Origin of the sequence: Peribacillus deserti, from assembly GCF_002863585.1 — a bacterium.
Classification (GTDB): domain Bacteria; phylum Bacillota; class Bacilli; order Bacillales; family DSM-1321; genus Paraperibacillus; species Paraperibacillus deserti_A.
Genome location: NZ_PGUY01000046.1, coordinates 36,822 through 55,072 on the forward strand (window position 1 = coordinate 36,822; position 18,251 = coordinate 55,072).

At 41.0% G+C, this 18,251-nt stretch carries 14 protein-coding genes; 6 read left to right on the forward strand and 8 right to left on the reverse strand.

Going from position 1 to position 18,251, the window contains the following annotated elements:
* Positions 1-26: 26 nt before the first annotated feature.
* Positions 27-671 (reverse strand): SDR family oxidoreductase, encoded by a 645-nt coding sequence (locus tag CUU66_RS14950; RefSeq protein WP_101643554.1) that lies wholly within the window; start codon positions 669-671, stop codon positions 27-29.
* A gap of 341 nt (positions 672-1,012) precedes the next feature.
* On the opposite strand from CUU66_RS14950, the gene CUU66_RS14955 reads away from it, so the two are divergent.
* Positions 1,013-2,548 carry an ATP-binding protein gene (locus tag CUU66_RS14955; RefSeq protein WP_101643556.1) on the forward strand — a complete coding sequence of 512 codons (1,536 nt, stop codon included), beginning with the start codon at positions 1,013-1,015 and terminating at the stop codon, positions 2,546-2,548.
* A gap of 170 nt (positions 2,549-2,718) precedes the next feature.
* On the opposite strand, the gene abc-f is transcribed toward CUU66_RS14955, so the two are convergent.
* The 3 genes from abc-f to CUU66_RS14970 all read right to left on the reverse strand — a co-directional run bounded on the left by abc-f (position 2,719) and on the right by CUU66_RS14970 (position 7,091).
* Positions 2,719-4,515: a ribosomal protection-like ABC-F family protein gene (gene abc-f / locus CUU66_RS14960; protein WP_101643558.1), complete on the reverse strand. Its 1,797-nt coding sequence runs from the start codon at positions 4,513-4,515 to the stop codon at positions 2,719-2,721.
* A 459-nt stretch (positions 4,516-4,974) separates the two neighbouring features.
* Positions 4,975-5,814, reverse strand: a complete 840-nt coding sequence (locus CUU66_RS14965; protein WP_101643560.1) for an aldo/keto reductase — start codon at positions 5,812-5,814, stop codon at positions 4,975-4,977.
* Positions 5,815-6,194: 380 nt separating this feature from the next.
* The gene (locus CUU66_RS14970) at positions 6,195-7,091 is read right to left on the reverse strand and encodes a manganese catalase family protein (protein ID WP_101643562.1); all 897 of its coding nucleotides are present in this window, start codon (positions 7,089-7,091) and stop codon (positions 6,195-6,197) included.
* Positions 7,092-7,462: 371 nt separating this feature from the next.
* Here CUU66_RS14970 and CUU66_RS14975 point away from each other — a divergent pair, with 371 nt between their 5' ends.
* The 4 genes from CUU66_RS14975 (at position 7,463) to ald (ending at position 11,797) form a co-directional block, all read left to right on the forward strand.
* Positions 7,463-8,086: a DUF47 domain-containing protein gene (locus CUU66_RS14975; protein WP_101643564.1), complete on the forward strand. Its 624-nt coding sequence runs from the start codon at positions 7,463-7,465 to the stop codon at positions 8,084-8,086.
* 14 nt (positions 8,087-8,100) lie between these two features.
* Complete coding sequence (locus tag CUU66_RS14980) at positions 8,101-9,099, forward strand: inorganic phosphate transporter (RefSeq protein ID WP_101643566.1); 999 nt, start codon at positions 8,101-8,103, stop codon at positions 9,097-9,099.
* 126 nt (positions 9,100-9,225) lie between these two features.
* Positions 9,226-10,479 (forward strand): PucR family transcriptional regulator, encoded by a 1,254-nt coding sequence (locus CUU66_RS14985; protein ID WP_101643569.1) that lies wholly within the window; start codon positions 9,226-9,228, stop codon positions 10,477-10,479.
* 184 nt (positions 10,480-10,663) lie between these two features.
* On the forward strand, positions 10,664-11,797 hold the full coding sequence (gene ald / locus CUU66_RS14990) for an alanine dehydrogenase (RefSeq protein ID WP_101643571.1): 1,134 nt from the start codon (positions 10,664-10,666) through the stop codon (positions 11,795-11,797).
* Between the two features lie 323 nt (positions 11,798-12,120).
* On the opposite strand, the gene CUU66_RS14995 is transcribed toward ald, so the two are convergent.
* The 3 genes from CUU66_RS14995 to CUU66_RS15005 are packed head-to-tail and all read right to left on the reverse strand — an operon-like array spanning position 12,121 to position 15,631.
* Positions 12,121-13,203 carry a Ger(x)C family spore germination protein gene (locus CUU66_RS14995; RefSeq protein ID WP_101643574.1) on the reverse strand — a complete coding sequence of 361 codons (1,083 nt, stop codon included), beginning with the start codon at positions 13,201-13,203 and terminating at the stop codon, positions 12,121-12,123.
* Positions 13,200-14,279, reverse strand: a complete 1,080-nt coding sequence (locus tag CUU66_RS15000) for a GerAB/ArcD/ProY family transporter (RefSeq protein WP_101643577.1) — start codon at positions 14,277-14,279, stop codon at positions 13,200-13,202. Before CUU66_RS15000 ends, CUU66_RS14995 begins: the two co-directional genes overlap by 4 nt.
* A complete protein-coding gene (locus CUU66_RS15005) occupies positions 14,279-15,631 on the reverse strand; it encodes a spore germination protein (protein WP_101643581.1) in 1,353 nt (450 codons plus the stop codon). The genes CUU66_RS15000 and CUU66_RS15005 overlap by 1 nt, the downstream gene beginning before the upstream one ends.
* 667 nt (positions 15,632-16,298) lie before the next feature.
* Here CUU66_RS15005 and CUU66_RS15010 point away from each other — a divergent pair.
* A complete protein-coding gene (locus tag CUU66_RS15010) occupies positions 16,299-16,922 on the forward strand; it encodes a DNA-3-methyladenine glycosylase (protein WP_101643583.1) in 624 nt (207 codons plus the stop codon).
* A 49-nt stretch (positions 16,923-16,971) separates the two neighbouring features.
* On the opposite strand, the gene yhbH is transcribed toward CUU66_RS15010, so the two are convergent.
* Complete coding sequence (gene yhbH, locus CUU66_RS15015) at positions 16,972-18,144, reverse strand: sporulation protein YhbH (protein ID WP_101643585.1); 1,173 nt, start codon at positions 18,142-18,144, stop codon at positions 16,972-16,974.
* Positions 18,145-18,251 lie beyond the last annotated feature (107 nt).

Genomic DNA, 18,251 nt, shown 5'->3' on the forward strand with positions numbered 1-18,251 from the left:
ATGCTGATCATGACGTCCGCTTCTTTTTATATCCTTTTTAAAGCTTCTTTAATTGGTACATCTCCCGAAATAACATCGAAAGCTTTTTTAAAAGTATGTTCTTCATCCAAGGCTGCCATGATACAGCTCGCCACATCGTCTCTGGAGATGGTGCCCCGATCCAGATTTTCTGCCGCTTCTATTTGACCTGATCCCGGTTCATTCAGCAGTCCCCCAGGCCGTATGATCGTATAGTTGAGGCTGCTTTGTACCAGAGCTTTGTCAGCATAGTGCTTAGCTGCATAATAGGGCTTTATCTTTTCATTCCAGTTTTCCCTGTTATGAGCCTGCAGGGCGCTTACCATTATAAATCGGGTGATGCCTGCCTTTTCAGCCGCTTCAACCGTTTTTACCGCTCCGTCCAAGTCGATTAATAGTGTTTTATCTGCTCCAGTGCTTCCCCCAGATCCTGCCGTGAATACAACTGCATCACATCCTCTTGCTGCTTCTGCAAGCTGGTCCACACTTCCTTCTAAATCAGCAAGGACTGCCTCCGCCCCGATTTCCTTAAAATAACTCAGCTGTTCTTCCTTCCTTACCAGAGCTCTCACGGTGTGATCATTATTTTCACTTAACAGCCGGACAAGATGCTGGCCAACCTGCCCATTTGCGCCTACAACAAGTACTTTCATGATTGAATAACCCCTTTTCCCTTAAATTCTTTCCTTCATATGCCTTAACGTACCAAATTGATGCAATACCCATACATATCCTTTTTTGTCCTCAGTCAAACAACATCCAGTTTTTTATATTTGTTAAATTTATGTACCTGAATTGGAAATTCCCAGATTCCAAATAAAAACCAGGGCTTGATGTTCCCTCCTGTTATTTCATTGGTTTTCTTTTGATAGGATAAAGGATCTAAAAATATAGGTCTTTAAACATAAATTTATTTTAGAACAAGAAGGTATTCTCGGCTTCTATGTCAAAGTAAATTACTGATTGCTTTCGTTTGGATTTTAGGAGGGTCACTATGGATTACCAAATCAACTATATCGGCAAGAAGATCAAGCAAAATGGTAAAGTACTAACGGGTAAAACAGTTGAACATCCAAAAGGGGATTTGGTATGCAGTCTATTAAATGTGAAACTAACCGACCGCCATTGTTTACCTGAAGAGCTGTTCTATTGGATTGGTGAATATTTATCGACAGATCATATTGAGGCACGGAATAATATTGCCTCCTGGGCCGATTTATTTGGACAGAGGTCTATTCAATCAGAAATATCCCTCGATATGTCCTGCAATTTTATATATTTTATCCGTTCGAGCATCATGGAGTTCATACAGGAAGAAGTAAGCAGCCAGAGGATTTCCGCTATGACTTTAATCAAGCTAACTAGAGAACTCGATTCTCTGTTCCAGCTTGTTACCAGTACTATTACAGAACTTTATATAGATCGTTTTTCGCTGACGAAATTTGCCCTGGATGAATCAGCAGAAGACTTGAGCATCACCCTGAAAGAACTTGCCGACCTTAAAAATGCTCTGAATGAAGCTGCCATATTCGCAATCACTGATAGCAATGACGAAATTTCCTATGTGAATGAAAAATTTTGTGAGATTTCTAAATACACGAAAGCGGAATTACTTGGACAAAAGCACAATTTACTAAATTCTGGTTTCCATCCGGACATTTTTTTCCGGGAGATTTGGCAGACCATTCAGGAAGGGAGAGTCTGGAAGGGAGAAATTTATAACCGTGCCAAGGATGGAACCTGCTACTGGGTCGACACAACGATCGTTCCCTTTATTAATGCCAATGGAGAAACGTACCAGCACATATCTATTCAGTACGATATTACAGAACAAAAAAAGACAGAGGAAATCCTCAGAAAAGCGGAAAAACTATCGCTGGTTGGCGAACTGGCTGCAGGCATAGCCCACGAAATCCGCAACCCGTTGACAACCATCAAAGGCTTTGTCCAGCTCCTAAGAAAATCCCATGAAGAAACAAAACTGTTGTACGCTGATACTATATTAGAGGAAATAGACCGCATCAATTTTATCGTGAGTGAGTTTATGGTCTTCGCGAGACCTCATGCAAATTATTATACCGAGTGTAATGTCTGCGATATCCTGCATAGTGTTATCAACCTCCTCGAAGCTGAGGCAGCCTTGAAAGATGTCATTCTAATGCGGGAAATTCCTCAAAAAAGCAGCATGATCCGCGGTGAAAAGAATCAGTTAAAGCAAGTATTCCTAAACATCATTAAAAATGGAATAGAAGCACTTCCCCATGGCGGACATATCAAAATTCATGTTCATGACTATCAGTCAGAGCTGGTTATCTCCATCCAGGATAACGGGATTGGAATGAGCAAGGATCAGATTAAAAAATTGGGAGAGCCTTTCTATACAACAAAACCCTATGGTAACGGACTGGGTTTAATGGTGAGCTATAAAATCATTCAAAATCATCATGGGAATATTTCGGTGAAAAGCGAAAAAAATCAAGGAACTCTATTCCAGCTGTCGTTTCCGCTTATTGACAGCCGGTCATCCTGAAACAGGCCCGATATGAGCTTTTGCAAACACGTACAAGGAGGATATTTCCGCTAATTCCGCAGAAAGTTTTCAGTAAGTGATATCCCAATAAACGTACCAGGCTTTTAGTATGAACAGCCCGGCATATAAATTCAAAAGGCGGTTCTAAAAAGAACCACCTTTTGTAAAAACTATAATTGCTTTTTTATTGCATTAATTTCATTCTGAATCATTCTGATTTGTACCATATCCGATTCCTCTTGATTCAATAAATCGGTTAACTTAAGCTCCAGAACAAGCTGCTCATTCAAGAGATTCTGCTGATCAACGGTCCGCTTTTTATAGTTCTCCCACTCCTCATAGGTTCCTTGAAAGTCTTCTATGGTACCATTATTTAAGTAAAGCACACGATTAGCAACAGATCTCAGCAAATAAGGATCATGGGATACAATGACCACTGAGCCATGATAGCTGAGCAGCGCCTCTTCTATTTGCTCTCTTGCACTAATATCCAAATAATTTGTCGGTTCGTCCAGCACCAAAAGATTAGCTTCTGAAAAATAAAGTTTCACAAATGCAACCCGGCATTTTTCACCCATACTAAGATCTTTTACTTTCTTGAATACCTCTTCTCTCCGGAATAAAAAGCATGCCAATATGGTCCTTGCTTCTTCCTGGGTTATATTTTTTAAAGAAAGTATTTCGTCCAGAATGGTATTCTCCAGTTTTAACCCTTCCAGTTCCTGCATAAAGTACCCAATTTTTGTCTGTGGATTTTTTTTCAGGCTTCCCTTATCCGGAGGGAGCTGGCCAGTTAATAATCTTAGAAGCGTTGTCTTACCTGAACCATTTCTCCCTGTAACAGCTATTCGTTCCCCTCTTTGGATATGAAAACTTATATCAATAAAAAATGGGGAGGTGTGAGAATAGGAAAAGGAAATGTCTTTTAAGGCAATCATCCTTTTGGAGTCAAATTCCCCAATGTCAAAGGAGGCTCGTATTTCTTTCGTTTCTCTTGGCTTTTCAGTCCGCTGGTTTTCTAATTTTTCTAGCGCCTTTTCCTTTGATTTAATCTGGACTGCGTGCCGCCCTGCTTGCTTCTGTGCATAAGGATCTCTTACGCTTGCTGCGTTTGAGCCCTTTTGGTACCACTGTTTATAGGTTTGAATCACTTCGAGCAGTTTCTTCCTTTCCTGCTGCTGTTTATCATATAAGGCCTTCGCTGCCTGAATCTCTTCTTCCTTCAGCTTCTTATATACCGAATAACCACCAGGGTATCTCTTTGTACCCTTTTCGGTCAGTTCATAGGTAACTGTAGCCACTTTATCAATAAATTCACGTTCATGCGATATGAATAGCACGGTTCCTCTATAACCACGAAGCCAGGCGGCCAGCCACTCGACAGATTCTACATCTAAATGGTTGGTCGGCTCATCCAGTACTAGGAGCTTTGGCTGTCTTATTAGCAGCCGGGCCAATTTGAGACGTGTTTTCTGTCCCCCGCTTAGGCTGGAATAAGGATTATTCCACAATGCTTCCCCAATTTTCATTTCCTTCAATATCCGTTCAACCGCTGCTTCCCATTCATATCCGCCGTGATCCGCATAATCTTGTAAGAGTGTATTATATTCATCTATAAAACGTTCATCATTCCCCTTTAAATCCCATAAAGCGTTGTACTCTGCCAATTTGGATTTCAGATGATCACAAGCGGCATTACCTTGTTGGATAAAGGCGAGTGCCGTCTGCTCCTGCTGTACTTCTTCCTCCATCATCCAGCCGATATCACTTTTATCTATCCCATAGGATAAAGAACCTTTAGAATGTGGGAGATTTCCTGTCAGCACTCTTAGAAACGTTGTTTTCCCAACGCCATTCCGGCCCAATAACGCCACTTTTTCCCCCTGAACGATTTCCAGGCTCCCCCCCTGAACGATATTCAGTCCATTAATGTCAACAGTCAAATTTTCGGCTTTTAATAAACGCATATAGATCCCATCCTCATCATTTGTATTTTAAATGAATACAAAAAAGCACAGGCTTCTGCCTGTGCAAATTGGATGAGATAATAAAGAGAGCTGTCGAAATTCGAAAGCATATGTGTTAGAAAAGTATTTTCAGCGTCATCTTAAAATAGACAGACTTATCCCATTGCTCTGACCACAGGCAGAGTACTTTTTTGCTATAAAATTGCTCAGCGAAAAAGTTATTGGATGTACATATCGTCTATTTAGATGCCTCCTTGATAATAGTTACTGTTATTATACACAATATATCCTGTTACGGACATTACTTTATTTTTAAAATGGGCATTATTTAGAAAAAAAGTACTTTTTTTCTCTCTGTTACAAACACTAGACTGGAAACATGGAGACTGAATTTTGCTTTTACGGTTATCCCAGCCATACAGCCTTTTGCATGGAAGTTAACTAATCCCTGCAGCCCGCTCACGAGGGCTTAGGTTCATATTTATCAGGATTTGTCCCGAACCGTTCATTAGAATTTAGCTCTTCGATCTGTTGCATTTCTTCAGGGCTCAAAGAAAAATCAAATACTTTAATATTTTCTCTAATTCTAGCTGGATTTACAGATTTGGGGATCACAATAACTCCGTTCTGAAGATGCCACCTTAAAATGACCTGGGCAGCCGTCTTATTATGTGAATCTGCTATTTCAGCAAGGACCGGTTCATCAAGCAATTTTCCTTTACCAAGCGGCGCCCAGGCTTCTACAGCGATATTATGGCTGTGGCAGAAACTCCTTATTTCTGCCTGATTTAATCTGGGGTGCAGTTCAATCTGGTTGATCACCGGTACCTCCTTAGCTTGGTTTAACAAGTTTTCCAGGTGATGAACATGAAAATTACTAACTCCTATGGCTCTTACCCTTCCCTCTTTATACAGCCTTTCCATTGCCCGCCATGTGTCAGCATACATTCCGGCTACCGGCCAGTGGATCAGGTATAAATCTAGATAGTCTAAACCGAGCTTTCTTAAGGATTCATCAAATGCACGCAGTGTAAAATCATAGCCCTGATCATCATTCCAGACCTTGGAAGTAATAAACAGTTCCTCCCGAGGCACTTTACTTTCTCTGATGGCTTGTCCCACTCCCGATTCATTCTGATATATGGCTGCTGTATCAATTGATCGGTATCCTGCCTCGATTGCGGTCTTCACTGAATTTACTGTTTCAGTCCCTGCTTCAACTTTATAAACTCCAAAGCCTATAATGGGCATATCCACACCATTGAGGAGCTTCAGCCTCGTTTGTTGATTAATATTCATCTTTGTACTCCTTCAGGATGATTGCAATTTCCCATTTTTCTATTATAGTTTCCCTGTAAAATCCGTTTATGCTGTTTTATGGATCGAGCTTTAGGGTACCTGCATTTGCAAATGCAGCTTAGGCAAAATGCGAGTGCCTGCTGGCTGCAATCCACAGATATTTAACAGAGCTAAAAAAAATCTCCACGGTCCTAAAATGCTGGAGCATTATCAGTACCGTCGAGGAATTTTAGCCGCCATATTGAATCCATAACTTTACCCTTTTCAGACCATAATCAAATCTTACGGAGCTATATTCAAGCATATCTAATTCACAGACCTGTATGAAATAGGCTTAACTATCCCAAACTTCCCTAAATAATTCGTATTTAAGTACTATCTTATAATCCAGCAGATCTTTGCAGTCTCTGTACAATCTTCATAAAGTCTTCTTCGGAGACTCCTGGCGCAAACTCCTCAGGCAGATCTGGATAATCAGGTACTTCCGCTCCCCGGGGCGCCCCTTGGAACACCTGAAGCGGGAGTCCGTCTGTCGGATGCGTGCCTTTCCAGATTTGATTAATCTGTCTATAATCTCGATCACTGAAAGTATAAAGTCTCGTATGCAGCCCGACTGCTTCAAATTTCCGTGCATGATCGAATGCTTTATTATCCAGATTAGGGATTGGAAACATTTTGGTGACGTCAACGCCTGTAGCCATTTCAAGACCTTTTGCATAGGCCAGGATGTGCACTCCGCCCCGGACAAGCAGGTAGCCTATCATCTCTCTGGCTACAGGATTATCCGTCATTTCGTACACTCTCATTTTATTAGTACGGGCTCCGCACTCTAAAAAGAAATTATGAAGGAAATCAAATACCAGATTGCCGCTGTTAACCACATACTCTCCGTTCCACGGCCTGCCTTGTGCATCAACAGGAAGAGAAGATTGAGCGGAGTCTATGAAATGCAGGGCGATTCGGTCTGCATTACCCGGCATCAGCGGCGCTGTATCTGGATCGCCCGGTTCTGTACTTCCTTCCAGGCATAGATCAATTGCATGGGCAACCAGTTCCATGTGGCCAAACTCTTCTGCTGTGATAGATGCGACTAATTCATAAAACGGGCGTAGTTTCCGCTTTCCTCTGAAATTAAACGACTGGAACATATAATTATTAAACGTCGACATTTCTCCAAATTTCCCGCCCAAAAGCTGCTGCAGATTAGCGGCTGCAGCGGGATCAGGCCTGGGCGTCCTAGGCAGTTCTATAGCAATCTTATCCATTCTTTTTATCATGCTGTGCCCTCCTGCCATGATGATGTTCAAATTGATTCTTTTTACATCTATGAATTACATGCTGTAAATATGACAGAAAAAATGCTGCTGAGAGAATGATTGCCAGTCCTAAAAGACGGTGCAAACAGGCCATGGGTATTCTTTTTATTTGAGTTTTATTTTAGATGAGTTTAATAACCATCAAATAGGGAAATGGCTAAAGTAAATAATATTAATCTAGTGTAAATTTGCAAAATTTTCTGCCTGTTTAATGTTAAGTTTTTGTAAATTTATTGTCGAAACCTAGCTTTTTTGTCGAAGAATTATATAGAATGTAAAAGCAAATACTGTTAGTAAAATTTTTTGGATGAAAAAACGGGGGTACTAAAATTATGGTATTTAAGTCAAAGCAAGATAAGTTTGCAAGTCTGCTTATTAATATTTCAGAAAACATCCGGGTCAGTGCCGATTACTTTGCTGATTACAAGCTTAACAATATCAGTGATTTAAAAGTATTTGCTGACACCATGAAAGATTATGAGCACAAAGGCGATTCTTATGTGCATGAAGTGATTACAGATCTGAACAATGCTTTTATTACTCCAATTGAGCGTGAGGACATTCTCCTTCTGGCGATGACTATGGATGACGTTTTAGATGGCTTAGAAAGCAGTTCTGCACTGTTTGAAATGTATTCAGTCATTAATGCAGATGATTATATGCTCAAATTTGTGGACGCAATCCGTAACTGTGCAATAGAAATTGAGAAGTCAGTCGCATTGCTGACAAATAAGAAAAAGTTCATTCAAATCCGTGAACATGCAATTAAAATCAAAGAACTTGAATCCACATGCGACGGTATTTTAAGACAATCAATAAAAAACCTTTTCACAGTTGAAAAAGATCCTATCCGCATTATTCAATATAAAGAAATCTATGAAAACCTTGAAGATATTGCTGACAGCTGTCAGTCTGTGGCAAACGCTCTAGAAACCATAGTCACGAAAAATGCGTAAGGAGTTTTAACTTAATGGAAACTGTATTTATTTTAACTATATTGATTGTAATAGGTGCTCTGGCCTTTGACTTTATTAATGGGTTCCATGATACAGCTAATGCTATCGCTACATCCGTTTCAACGAAAGCCCTAAAGCCAAGGCATGCAATAATACTTGCAGCCGTTATGAACTTTGTGGGTGCCATGACCTTTACGGGGGTTGCTAAAACGATAACTAAAGATATCGTAGATCCCTTCACGCTCCATAACGGTTCGGTAGTTATACTTGCTGCTTTGATTGCAGCAATATTTTGGAATCTTCTTACTTGGTATTATGGGATTCCAAGCAGTTCCTCTCACGCGATTATAGGTTCGATAGCCGGCGCAGCCATTGCGTCTGAAGGCTTTGGTTCTTTAAACTGGGGCGGGTTTGGAAAGATTGCGCAAGCACTGGTTATTTCTCCAATCTTAGCTTTTGTGCTTGGGTTCATTGTGTATAGTATTTTCAAGGTAGCGTTTAAAGGGGCAAACTTGTCCAAGACCAATCAGAGATTCCGTTTAATTCAGATTGCAACTGCTGCGCTTCAATCTTATACACATGGTACAAACGATGCTCAAAAAGCAATGGGTATCATCACAATGGCTCTTATTGCGAATAATTATGTGTCTACTACAGATATTCCTTTATGGGTTCAAATTTCCTGTGCACTGGCTATGGGTCTTGGTACATCTATAGGCGGATGGAAGATCATTAAGACAGTCGGCGGACAGATCATGAAAATACGCCCTGTTAACGGTGTTGCTGCAGACATAACGAGTGCTGCCATCATTTTTGGTGCAACTTATATACACCTGCCTGTCAGTACGACTCACGTCATTTCATCCTCCATCCTTGGTGTAGGCTCTGCCCACCGCGTAAAAGGAGTTAAATGGGGAACCGCACAGCGTATGATCATTACCTGGGTCATCACCCTTCCGATATCTGCAACAGTTGCAGGTCTCATGTACTTCTTATTAGACCTAATATTTTAATAAACACAGGCCCGGAGCACATTCCGGGCCTGTTTCATTTGGGAAATAAACCGGGAAATGGGGACAGTCCCCCTGGTATGTGGTAAAATTCAAGGCAGATAAATTTATGGATACAGAGGTTTTTTTATGGCTAAGAATGCTGATTGGCAGGAGCTGTTTCAGGGATTATACGGGGATTTGGAGGATTTCGCTGACCGTGTGAGCACGTATTTAGGCTGCCCCATTACGATCGAGGATGCGAATCATCGTCTGATTGCATACAGCATGCATGATGACAGAACGGATAAGGCAAGGATCTCTACGATTATCGGACGAAGGGTACCTGAGAAAGTGATTAATAGTCTGTGGAAAGAAGGAATCATTCCTACACTTTTAAAGGGACGTGCCCCTGTAAAAGTACCTTCTATTGATGACGTGGGATTGGGAAACAGGGCAGCCGTTTCTATTTGGAAAAACAATGACGTAATCGGTTTTATCTGGGCGCTTGAAGTCGATAAGCCATTCACTGAGGATGACCTGGAATTTCTGCAATTTGCCGCCAAGGAAGCAAAAAATCAAATTCTGCAGCTGCAAACCAGGAAACACCGCCGTCTTGAGAGCGCACAGGAATTCCTCTGGCAGCTCTTAACAGGTCACTTTAAAGAAGAACAAGAAATAAGAGAAAAGTTCATTAAGCACTCTCCCCGCGTACCATCACTTTTTTCTATACTCGTTTTTCACTTTCCCGAGGATATTTCTTCTGAAAGGGAGCGGCAAATTTCGTACATGCTGACAACCACTCAGAAAATCAAGGCAGACATCTTTACAACAGACCAGGATAAACTCATTATTTTAGCAGGATTTCAGGAAGAGCAAAATATAATGGACTCCCTCTCCTCCTTTATAGAGAATTTCATCCTGCAGATGAAAGCAAGGTTCCATGTACATCCGATTTCCGGCGCATCCGGAATGACTTATAGTAACTTTACAGACGCCATGCAAAGCTATCGGGAGGCTTTGGAGGTTCTCTCTCTTAAAAAGGTTTTTCCTGATGAGACCAATAAAGTCTATTTATACAGCCAGCTTGGTGCCTATAAATATCTAAACACTTTACATAAACATAGGAATAAAGGGATTCAAAATATACATCTGGACCGTTTGCAGTCATATGATATAAAGCACCAGACGGATTTATACGAAACATTGAAAGTATATCTTGAAAAAGACAGCAATCCGAATGAAGCGGCAAAGGCCCTGCACATACACGTAAATACGATGACATACAGGCTGAAGAGAATAGCAGATGTAGGAGTTATCAATTTAAAGGACCCCCTTCAAAAAATAGGTCTCTTCCTCGATATTAAACTGACAGCATATGAAAAGTATTATAAGAATCCTTGAAAAGGACCATTTGTGGAATTCCACAAATGGTCCTTTTCAAATTCTTCTCATATCACAAACATTATCTTCTTGTAAGCGCTTATACTGTTTGTACAAAGGGTTTAACTACTTAAGAATATAGTGGACCCCCTAAACAATAATAAGGCTATATGATTAGGAAAAGCCTTAATTGGAGGAAATGATTATGCGTATTGGCGTACCTGCTGAAATTAAAAACAATGAAAACCGTGTTGCCCTTACTCCTGCTGGTGTATATACACTGACACATGCTGGTCACGAGGTTCTTGTAGAAAATAATGCCGGCCTTGGAAGCGGCTTTACTAATGAACAATATCGGGCAGAGGGCGCCACCATCGTGGAATCTGCTGCTGATGTATGGAAAGAAGCAGAAATGATCATGAAGGTTAAAGAGCCTTTGCAAAGTGAATATAAGTATTTCCGTAAAGGATTGATCCTATTTACTTATCTGCACCTTGCTGCAGAACCGGAGCTTGCGAAAGCACTTAAAGAGAGCGGTGTTTTCTCCATCGCCTATGAAACAGTAACTGTAAACCGAACTCTTCCTCTTCTTACTCCAATGAGTGAAGTAGCCGGCAGAATGGCGGCCCAGATTGGTGCACAATTTCTAGAGAAACCACATGGGGGCAAAGGAATTCTTCTTGCGGGAGTTCCCGGCGTAAAAAGAGGAAAAGTAACAATCATTGGAGGCGGCGTTGTAGGTACAAATGCAGCTAAAATCGCTGTCGGCCTTGGTGCTGACGTTACTATGATTGATTTAAGCCCAGAACGTCTCCGTCAATTAGATGACATCTTTGGTAATCAAATCAAGACGATTATCTCTAATCCTTTCAACATTGCTGAAGCTGTGAGAGAATCTGACCTGGTGATCGGAGCTGTACTGATTCCTGGCGCCAAAGCTCCTAAGCTAGTGACGGAAGATATGGTAAAAGCCATGAGCCCGGGCTCAGTAATCGTCGATGTTGCGATCGACCAAGGCGGTATCTTTGAAACAGTTGATCATATCACAACACATGACAACCCTACTTACGTTAAACATGGTGTCGTTCATTATGCCGTTGCTAATATGCCTGGTGCGGTGCCTCGTACATCCACTATCGCTTTGACAAACGTAACAGTTCCTTATGCTGTACAAATTGCCAATAAAGGAGCTAAACAAGCCGTTCTAGATAATGAAGCCCTTGCACAAGGAGTCAACGTTGTTAATGGTGAAGTAACATTTGAAGCAGTAGCAAGAGACTTAGGCTTTAATTATGTAGAATTAAAAGATGCCCTAGAAAGAGAATTTATTGAGGCTTAACAGAAAAGCGGAGGACGGTGCCTTTCAAACGTAATACTTTACAAGAACCGTGAGGAGCAAGCTCTTCTAACACCCATATTATTTGAAAGGCAGACACCTGAAAGGCGTAAGAAAAGCGGCAGCGAAAGGCCGCTTTTGCCTTTTGATGGCGATTGGCTTACGACCGAAGGTGTCAGTCCGGAGCTGGACAACTAGAAAAGCGGAGGACGGTGCCTTTCAAGGAGTATATTAAAAAGTGCAGAAACCCTTTCCTTCCTCCCTGCTCCCAATATTCTGGATTCATCCTTTAACAAAGCCCGGTATTCACTCACCGGGCTGCTTTTCTATTTAATGATACCTGTTGATTGAATATCCACTTTGGAATTCACCTTAAATTTTATACGCGGATATAATTCATTCCAAACCTCTTGTTCATCTTTTTTCACATGAGTCGCCTGGTATCTTAGACCAAAACCGAGTGGATCGACTTTGCTCTTTTGACATTTCATTAGCAGTTTTACCATTTTTCGATTCAATTCCTGTTCAATGAGCCTGGCAGCTTCCTGTGCCTTTTCTTTTGTAAAGTACCCTTCCACCCGATCCTCTTCCAGCACACCGGACATTTTAACATTGAAGGTAATTGTAGGATGATTACCTTCTGAAATGCGGAACTTGGCCCTAGAACTTTCCTCATTGATTGTATACTTGATCTTTCCATGTTCAATAGCGGTAAAACTTGACTTGATTTCGTCATCCTTCAGTATATTCAATAATCGTGTCTCATCCGGGGATAAGGTAACTTTCATCTTTTCATCATTAAGCAGTATAGCTCTTTCTACCACCAAATTATCCTTTTGGGCTTCAACGAGCGGCAGCACTGGATCCCAGCCAAACTCGCTTATTTTTCGCTGCAAGTCAAATAAATACTCAGGTATAACAAAGGGAGACTCACTTCCTTCTCTATCGAATAAGTTGACCAGATAACTGCCTGGAATCGTTTCTGTTTTAGGCTGAATCGCGATCACTGTTTTGGCATCAGGCTGTGCTGCAGCTATATGCGAAATCATTTGTATATCCCTGCGCCGTTGAGCCCAATAAATGATTGGCTTAATGTCCTCTGATAAGAGATTCTTGCCAAGCATAATCACCCTTGTATGCCCGAAATCCAATTCCTTATCTATTTTTGACTTTGCGATCCTCATGGCTTCAGCAATACTTTCCGCCTGTACAGTGATAATTGTGAATTTACTCAAGCCTGCTTTTGGGTCACCTGTGGGAAGCGACACTTTTAAGCTTATCTCAAGCTTATCCTTTTCTTTGGCTTTATCCACTCCCATCGCAACCACGAAAGCGCGCTTCTCCACATCCCGGATATTACACCCGGACAGCAGGGCAGCAATGCATACAAAAAGAAGGATCTTCTTCATGCCTTTTTCGCCCTCCTTACAGCATAAAATAACATCAAGAGTAAAAGGACCTCAGAAATCAGCCTGACGCGGATAAACCAATCAGTGATTTTCATAAAATTAAATTGATCGAGCTGAATCAAGAAAAAGGTTCCTGCAACAAAAATCAAAAGAAGTAGTAAGTTTTTTATATTAAACTTCTTACCGGTTTTCTTAAAAAAACTTGTCTGCAGCAATCGGAGCCCTACATGCCAGTAAAGGACAGTAGCCGCGACCGCCACGGTGATATAAAAAAGATAGTAAATAAAAAGAAGGCGCTCTATGATAAAAAATACAATTCTATTGGAATCTGCTGTTGTCAGCCATGGATAAACCTGATGTTTAACACCTTCAATCCCATTGATGCCAATTGGGATTAAATAGGCAGCGAGCAGCAGCAGCAGACCTGATATGGCAATGATCCAGATTTTCTTGACTTTTAAATCCTTAAACAGGCGGTTAAAGACTACTAAGTTTATATACCCGGTAAAAATAAAGCTTGCCGCAGCAATGGCTGTGTAGTGAGGCATATCAGCAGCATCTGTTACCACCTCCCGTATGGTATCCCAGCTGAAAAATTCATTGGAAAAAATTTTAATGATAAAATACAAAAAAATTGGGATATTTACAATTAAAATAGTCTCTATCGACACCAATACGGAGTATGATTCAACCTGACAGGCAAAGATAACCAGCGCCAAGAGCCCAAAAGCCAGCATCAGCCGATTTACATCAGGAGTAATAAACCTGTGTGTGATATCCACTAGAGATACTAAGGTAATGGCGCCAAATAAATACCAATGCAGGGAGAAAAATAAAATCATCCCTTTATTAATGAACTTAGGGAAAAGTGGTTCTAATATTTCTGGCAGTTCTTTTCCTGGAAAGCTTTGCATGGCTTTTGTAGTAAAAATAATCATCAAGGTTCCTATTACCACCGCAACAAAAATGGCAATTAAGCTGCCATTTTTATTAACCAGTATCCGCGGGACAAAATTCACAGAATTCACAAGACCATTCAGAATTAATAAATAATAAAAATATCGGTTATTAAGCATTATGATATGCCCTTTCTGCTGTTAGTATCGGCTAGTATGTTGAAATATGGCCTTCCAAAACTGCGCACCTGAGATAGGTAGACAACAATTCCCACAAAGCCAAGGACAATTCCAACCAATCCGAAAAGGGAAGCCAAAAGAAGAAAAGCATACCTTAAGACACGCACGGAAAAATTCATCATATTTATTGGTATGACGAAATTCGTAATAGCAACAGCGGAAACGAGGATGATCATGACATTCCCGACTAATCCTGCTTCCGTAGCGGCGGTTCCTAGAATCAAACCACCTACCGTTGTAGCAGTGGGGCCAATCGTTTTCGGCAGCCTGATACTTGCTTCTATCAAAAATTCAACCATAATGAGCATGAGCAAAACTTCAATCACCGCGGGGTATGGGACAGGCACCCTGCTTCCTGCAATCATCAACGTAAGCTGAACCCGGAGAATCTCAGGATTATAGGCTGCAAAAGCTACATAAAACGCGGGAAGAGACAGAGTTGCGATAAGGCCGGCATATCGAATCCCCTTCAAAAACCAGCCTACTAGCGGAAGCTGTATGCGATCATCCATGGCCGCAAAAAAGTCTTGAAATATCGAAGGAAGAATAATTGCAAATTTTGTCTTATCAAGCATGACTACGATCTTACCCTGCTCGATACTCTTAACAAGCCGATCTGGCCTTTCAGTGACCACTACTGTAGGGAATATATGGAATTTCCTCCCAGACAGCTCTTGTTCTAATTCCCCTGCTGTTATTAAGACTTCCGCTTCGATTGAATCGAGTCTCTTCTTTAGCTCCTTTAACACATCATTATCAACTTTCGTTGAATCGTAGAGAATGCCAGCTGCAGATTGCGAAATACTTCCGATTACCTTTAATTCTACTTTTAAATTCGCAGTCTGATAGCGATGCCTGATTAAATTAAGATTGACCTCCAGATTCTCCGTCAGCGCATCTGGAGAGCCTTGTACATTAACCTCCGCAGATGCTTCAGTCACACCGCTTCCAGCCATTTTTTTCGCTTGGAAGGCAACATACTTGTTTTCTGCAAAAATAATGACAAATCCCTTTAATAACTGCGAAAGCGCTTCATGCTGATCCTTGGGCTCCATTTCAGCTGGAAATGACACAACATACTCCATGAATTCCTTGGTATCCTTTGTTTCATAAAAAGGAGTAATGATAAATCTATTGATGATTTGAGAGTCAGTAACACTCTTCAAATAAATAATTTTGGCTTTCTTATCCCCGGCTTTAAGCTCGCGGTCGTCTATATCCGCACAATCTTCGAGCTGCTGCTTCAGCCATTCATGTACCTTTTCATTTTCCGTTTTTACTTTGATCACCATTAAAACATCCTCCAGAATCAAATTAACCTCAAAAAAATGACTTGCCTATTTTCACTCATTTTCGTTAAAAGCATACTCCGAATCTTTTGATGCGTATTGTTACTATCATTCCTCAATCTGGAAGTATTATGAGTGTTTTACTGACTTTTGATTAAAAACGTCAAGCATATAGGCGGAATATGAAGAATAAAGCGGCTGGAGGAGTTTGGGCACAAAACTCAGGTTCACGGTCAATCAGGTTGACTTAGGAGCAAAAAACGAATGGGCAGAAAGTTTTTAAAACTACAAGCATATCGTCCGTCCGAGTATGAAAAATTTCATCACATATAAAAACAGCGGATAAAAAATTGCGCATAACTCAAAAATCAGGGGTTAAAAACTAAACTGCTCAATTGAATTGGACTTCCGTGTAGTGAATGAGCTGATGTTCCATTGATTGGTGCACATACTCTCATTTACCCGGAGGTAGTTCTGGCTCAAGTAATTAAGTTTTTATGAAGGCCTCAAATAAAACGGATACATATAATGGCAGCGGATAATAAACAGTATGATCTACAGCAGAAAGAGTAATCTAGAAAAAAGAGGGTATTAATGCTGCATATGGAGCAATTATGGATGTGTATTCTACCCCCATATATAACTATTACAATAGTAAGGAACTTTTATCATGGACTATAATTTTGAAAGCTATAATAAGCCGCTTAGTAAAGCTTTTTTTGCACAGCCTACTCTTGATCTGGCCCGGTCGCTGCTTGGCTGCCTGCTGGTTAAGGAAACTGCCGCTGGAACTGCCTCCGGTTATATTGTTGAAACGGAAGCATACATCGGGCCCATGGACCAGGCTGCCCACAGCTATAATAATAGAAGAACAAAACGGACGGAAATCATGTTTGGGGAAGCTGGTTCGATCTATACCTACGTTATGCACACTCACTGCCTTGTGAATATTGTAAGCGGGAAGATAGGGGCACCGGAAGCTGTATTAATCCGTGCAGTAGAGCCGGCCGCGGGGCTGGATTTAATGATGAGCAGACGGGGCATGGAGGATAGTAGAAACTTAACGAACGGACCTGGTAAATTAACAAAAGCACTGGGGATTACCATGGACGATTATGGAGGTCATTTCACAAAACCGCCTCTTTACCTAGCAGAAGGAATCAAGCCGGATGCTATTTCCACCGGAAAACGCATAGGCATCGCCAACGCAGGAGATGCCGTCCATTACCCATGGCGATTTTGGGTTTCAGGTAATCCGTACGTATCTAGAAACTCTGGCAAGAAAGAATCTTAATTTGTACATGCTTTTTTTCAAAACAAAAAAGCGATGTAGCCATCGCCCTCTATGCATACATTTTGTTTTCATCTTTCTTGAAAAAACTCTTCATTGCATGAAACACATCAGATTTTTGTTTAAGAATATAATAATTAAATTTTTCATTGTTAATATTTTTATAAGCTGACATGAGGGTAGAATGTCTGTTGTATTGATTCACTTCCCCGTATCCAAACATATTGGAAACCTTCATTAACTCATTCACGAGCTTGACGCAGCGGGCATTGTCAGACGTTAGATTATCACCATCTGAAAAGTGAAACGGGTATATATTAAATTTAGAAGGGCTATATTTGAAATCTATCAGTTCCAGTGACTTTCTGTATGCCGATGAACAGATCGTCCCACCGCTTTCACCTTTTGAAAAGAAATCTTCCTCTGAAACAACCTTGGCTTCTGTATGATGGGCTATAAATTCAATTTCGACAGTCTCATATTTTGTTCGGAGAAATCTTGTCATCCAAAAGAAGAAGCTTCTGGCCATGTATTTTTCCCAAAGGCCCATAGATCCCGAAGTATCCATCATAGCAAGCACTACCGCTTTTGAATCTGGTTTAACGACTTCATTCCAGGTCTTAAACTTTAAATCATCCTTAGTTATAGGATGAAAGCCTGGTTTTCCGTTCATGGCGTTTCTTTTGAAAGCCGAAATCATGGTTTTCTTCTTATCAATGTTTCCCATGAGCCCTGTTTTTCTAATATCATTGAATTCTATGTGTTCTATTGTATTCTCATCGAGTTCTTTTCTTTGCAGATTGGGGAGTTCCAGCTGCTTAAACAGCGCCTCTTCAATCTCCATCAATGATACCTCAGCCTCGTAATAATCCTCACCTGACTGATCTCCCGGGCCTTGGCCCTTTCCCGGGCCTTTCTGCTGCGACCCGGAACCATCTCTGGCCACAACATCACCAATCTGGCTGTCGCCGTCTCCCTGTCCTACATGTTTATTTTTGTCGTAATTATATCTAATCTTATATTCATCGAGTGAACGGATTGGGATTTTTATTACATCTCGCCCATTTGACATAACAATACTCTCTTCAGAAATTAAATCAGGCAGATTATTGCGAATGGCATCCTGCACTCTTTCCTGATGCCTTTGCTGATCATCATATCCTTTGCGATGGAGGGACCAATCTTCTTTGGAAATCACAAACTGGCGATTTAGGTCATCTGTCATTTTTATTTCCCCTCCTAACTTTTCTTACAACTTTGTTAATGCAGGCTCTGATTTGAATGGTAAAAAATAAGCCTGCTGTGGTATTAGGCTTAATGGGTACATATCCA

What these genes read in the sequence shown, in the direction of transcription:
- CUU66_RS14980 (WP_101643566.1), top strand. Translation starts at nt 8,101, where the DNA reads ATGGAAACTGTATTTATTTTAACTATATTGATTGTAATAGGTGCTCTG.
- CUU66_RS14985 (WP_101643569.1), top strand. Translation starts at nt 9,226, where the DNA reads ATGGCTAAGAATGCTGATTGGCAGGAGCTGTTTCAGGGATTATACGGG.
- yhbH (WP_101643585.1), bottom strand. Translation starts at nt 18,144, where the DNA reads ATGACAGATGACCTAAATCGCCAGTTTGTGATTTCCAAAGAAGATTGG.
- CUU66_RS14995 (WP_101643574.1), bottom strand. Translation starts at nt 13,203, where the DNA reads ATGAAGAAGATCCTTCTTTTTGTATGCATTGCTGCCCTGCTGTCCGGG.
- abc-f (WP_101643558.1), bottom strand. Translation starts at nt 4,515, where the DNA reads ATGCGTTTATTAAAAGCCGAAAATTTGACTGTTGACATTAATGGACTG.
- CUU66_RS15005 (WP_101643581.1), bottom strand. Translation starts at nt 15,631, where the DNA reads ATGGTGATCAAAGTAAAAACGGAAAATGAAAAGGTACATGAATGGCTG.
- CUU66_RS14970 (WP_101643562.1), bottom strand. Translation starts at nt 7,091, where the DNA reads ATGATAAAAAGAATGGATAAGATTGCTATAGAACTGCCTAGGACGCCC.
- CUU66_RS15010 (WP_101643583.1), top strand. Translation starts at nt 16,299, where the DNA reads ATGGACTATAATTTTGAAAGCTATAATAAGCCGCTTAGTAAAGCTTTT.
- CUU66_RS14975 (WP_101643564.1), top strand. Translation starts at nt 7,463, where the DNA reads ATGGTATTTAAGTCAAAGCAAGATAAGTTTGCAAGTCTGCTTATTAAT.
- CUU66_RS15000 (WP_101643577.1), bottom strand. Translation starts at nt 14,279, where the DNA reads ATGCTTAATAACCGATATTTTTATTATTTATTAATTCTGAATGGTCTT.
- CUU66_RS14950 (WP_101643554.1), bottom strand. Translation starts at nt 671, where the DNA reads ATGAAAGTACTTGTTGTAGGCGCAAATGGGCAGGTTGGCCAGCATCTT.
- CUU66_RS14955 (WP_101643556.1), top strand. Translation starts at nt 1,013, where the DNA reads ATGGATTACCAAATCAACTATATCGGCAAGAAGATCAAGCAAAATGGT.
- CUU66_RS14965 (WP_101643560.1), bottom strand. Translation starts at nt 5,814, where the DNA reads ATGAATATTAATCAACAAACGAGGCTGAAGCTCCTCAATGGTGTGGAT.
- ald (WP_101643571.1), top strand. Translation starts at nt 10,664, where the DNA reads ATGCGTATTGGCGTACCTGCTGAAATTAAAAACAATGAAAACCGTGTT.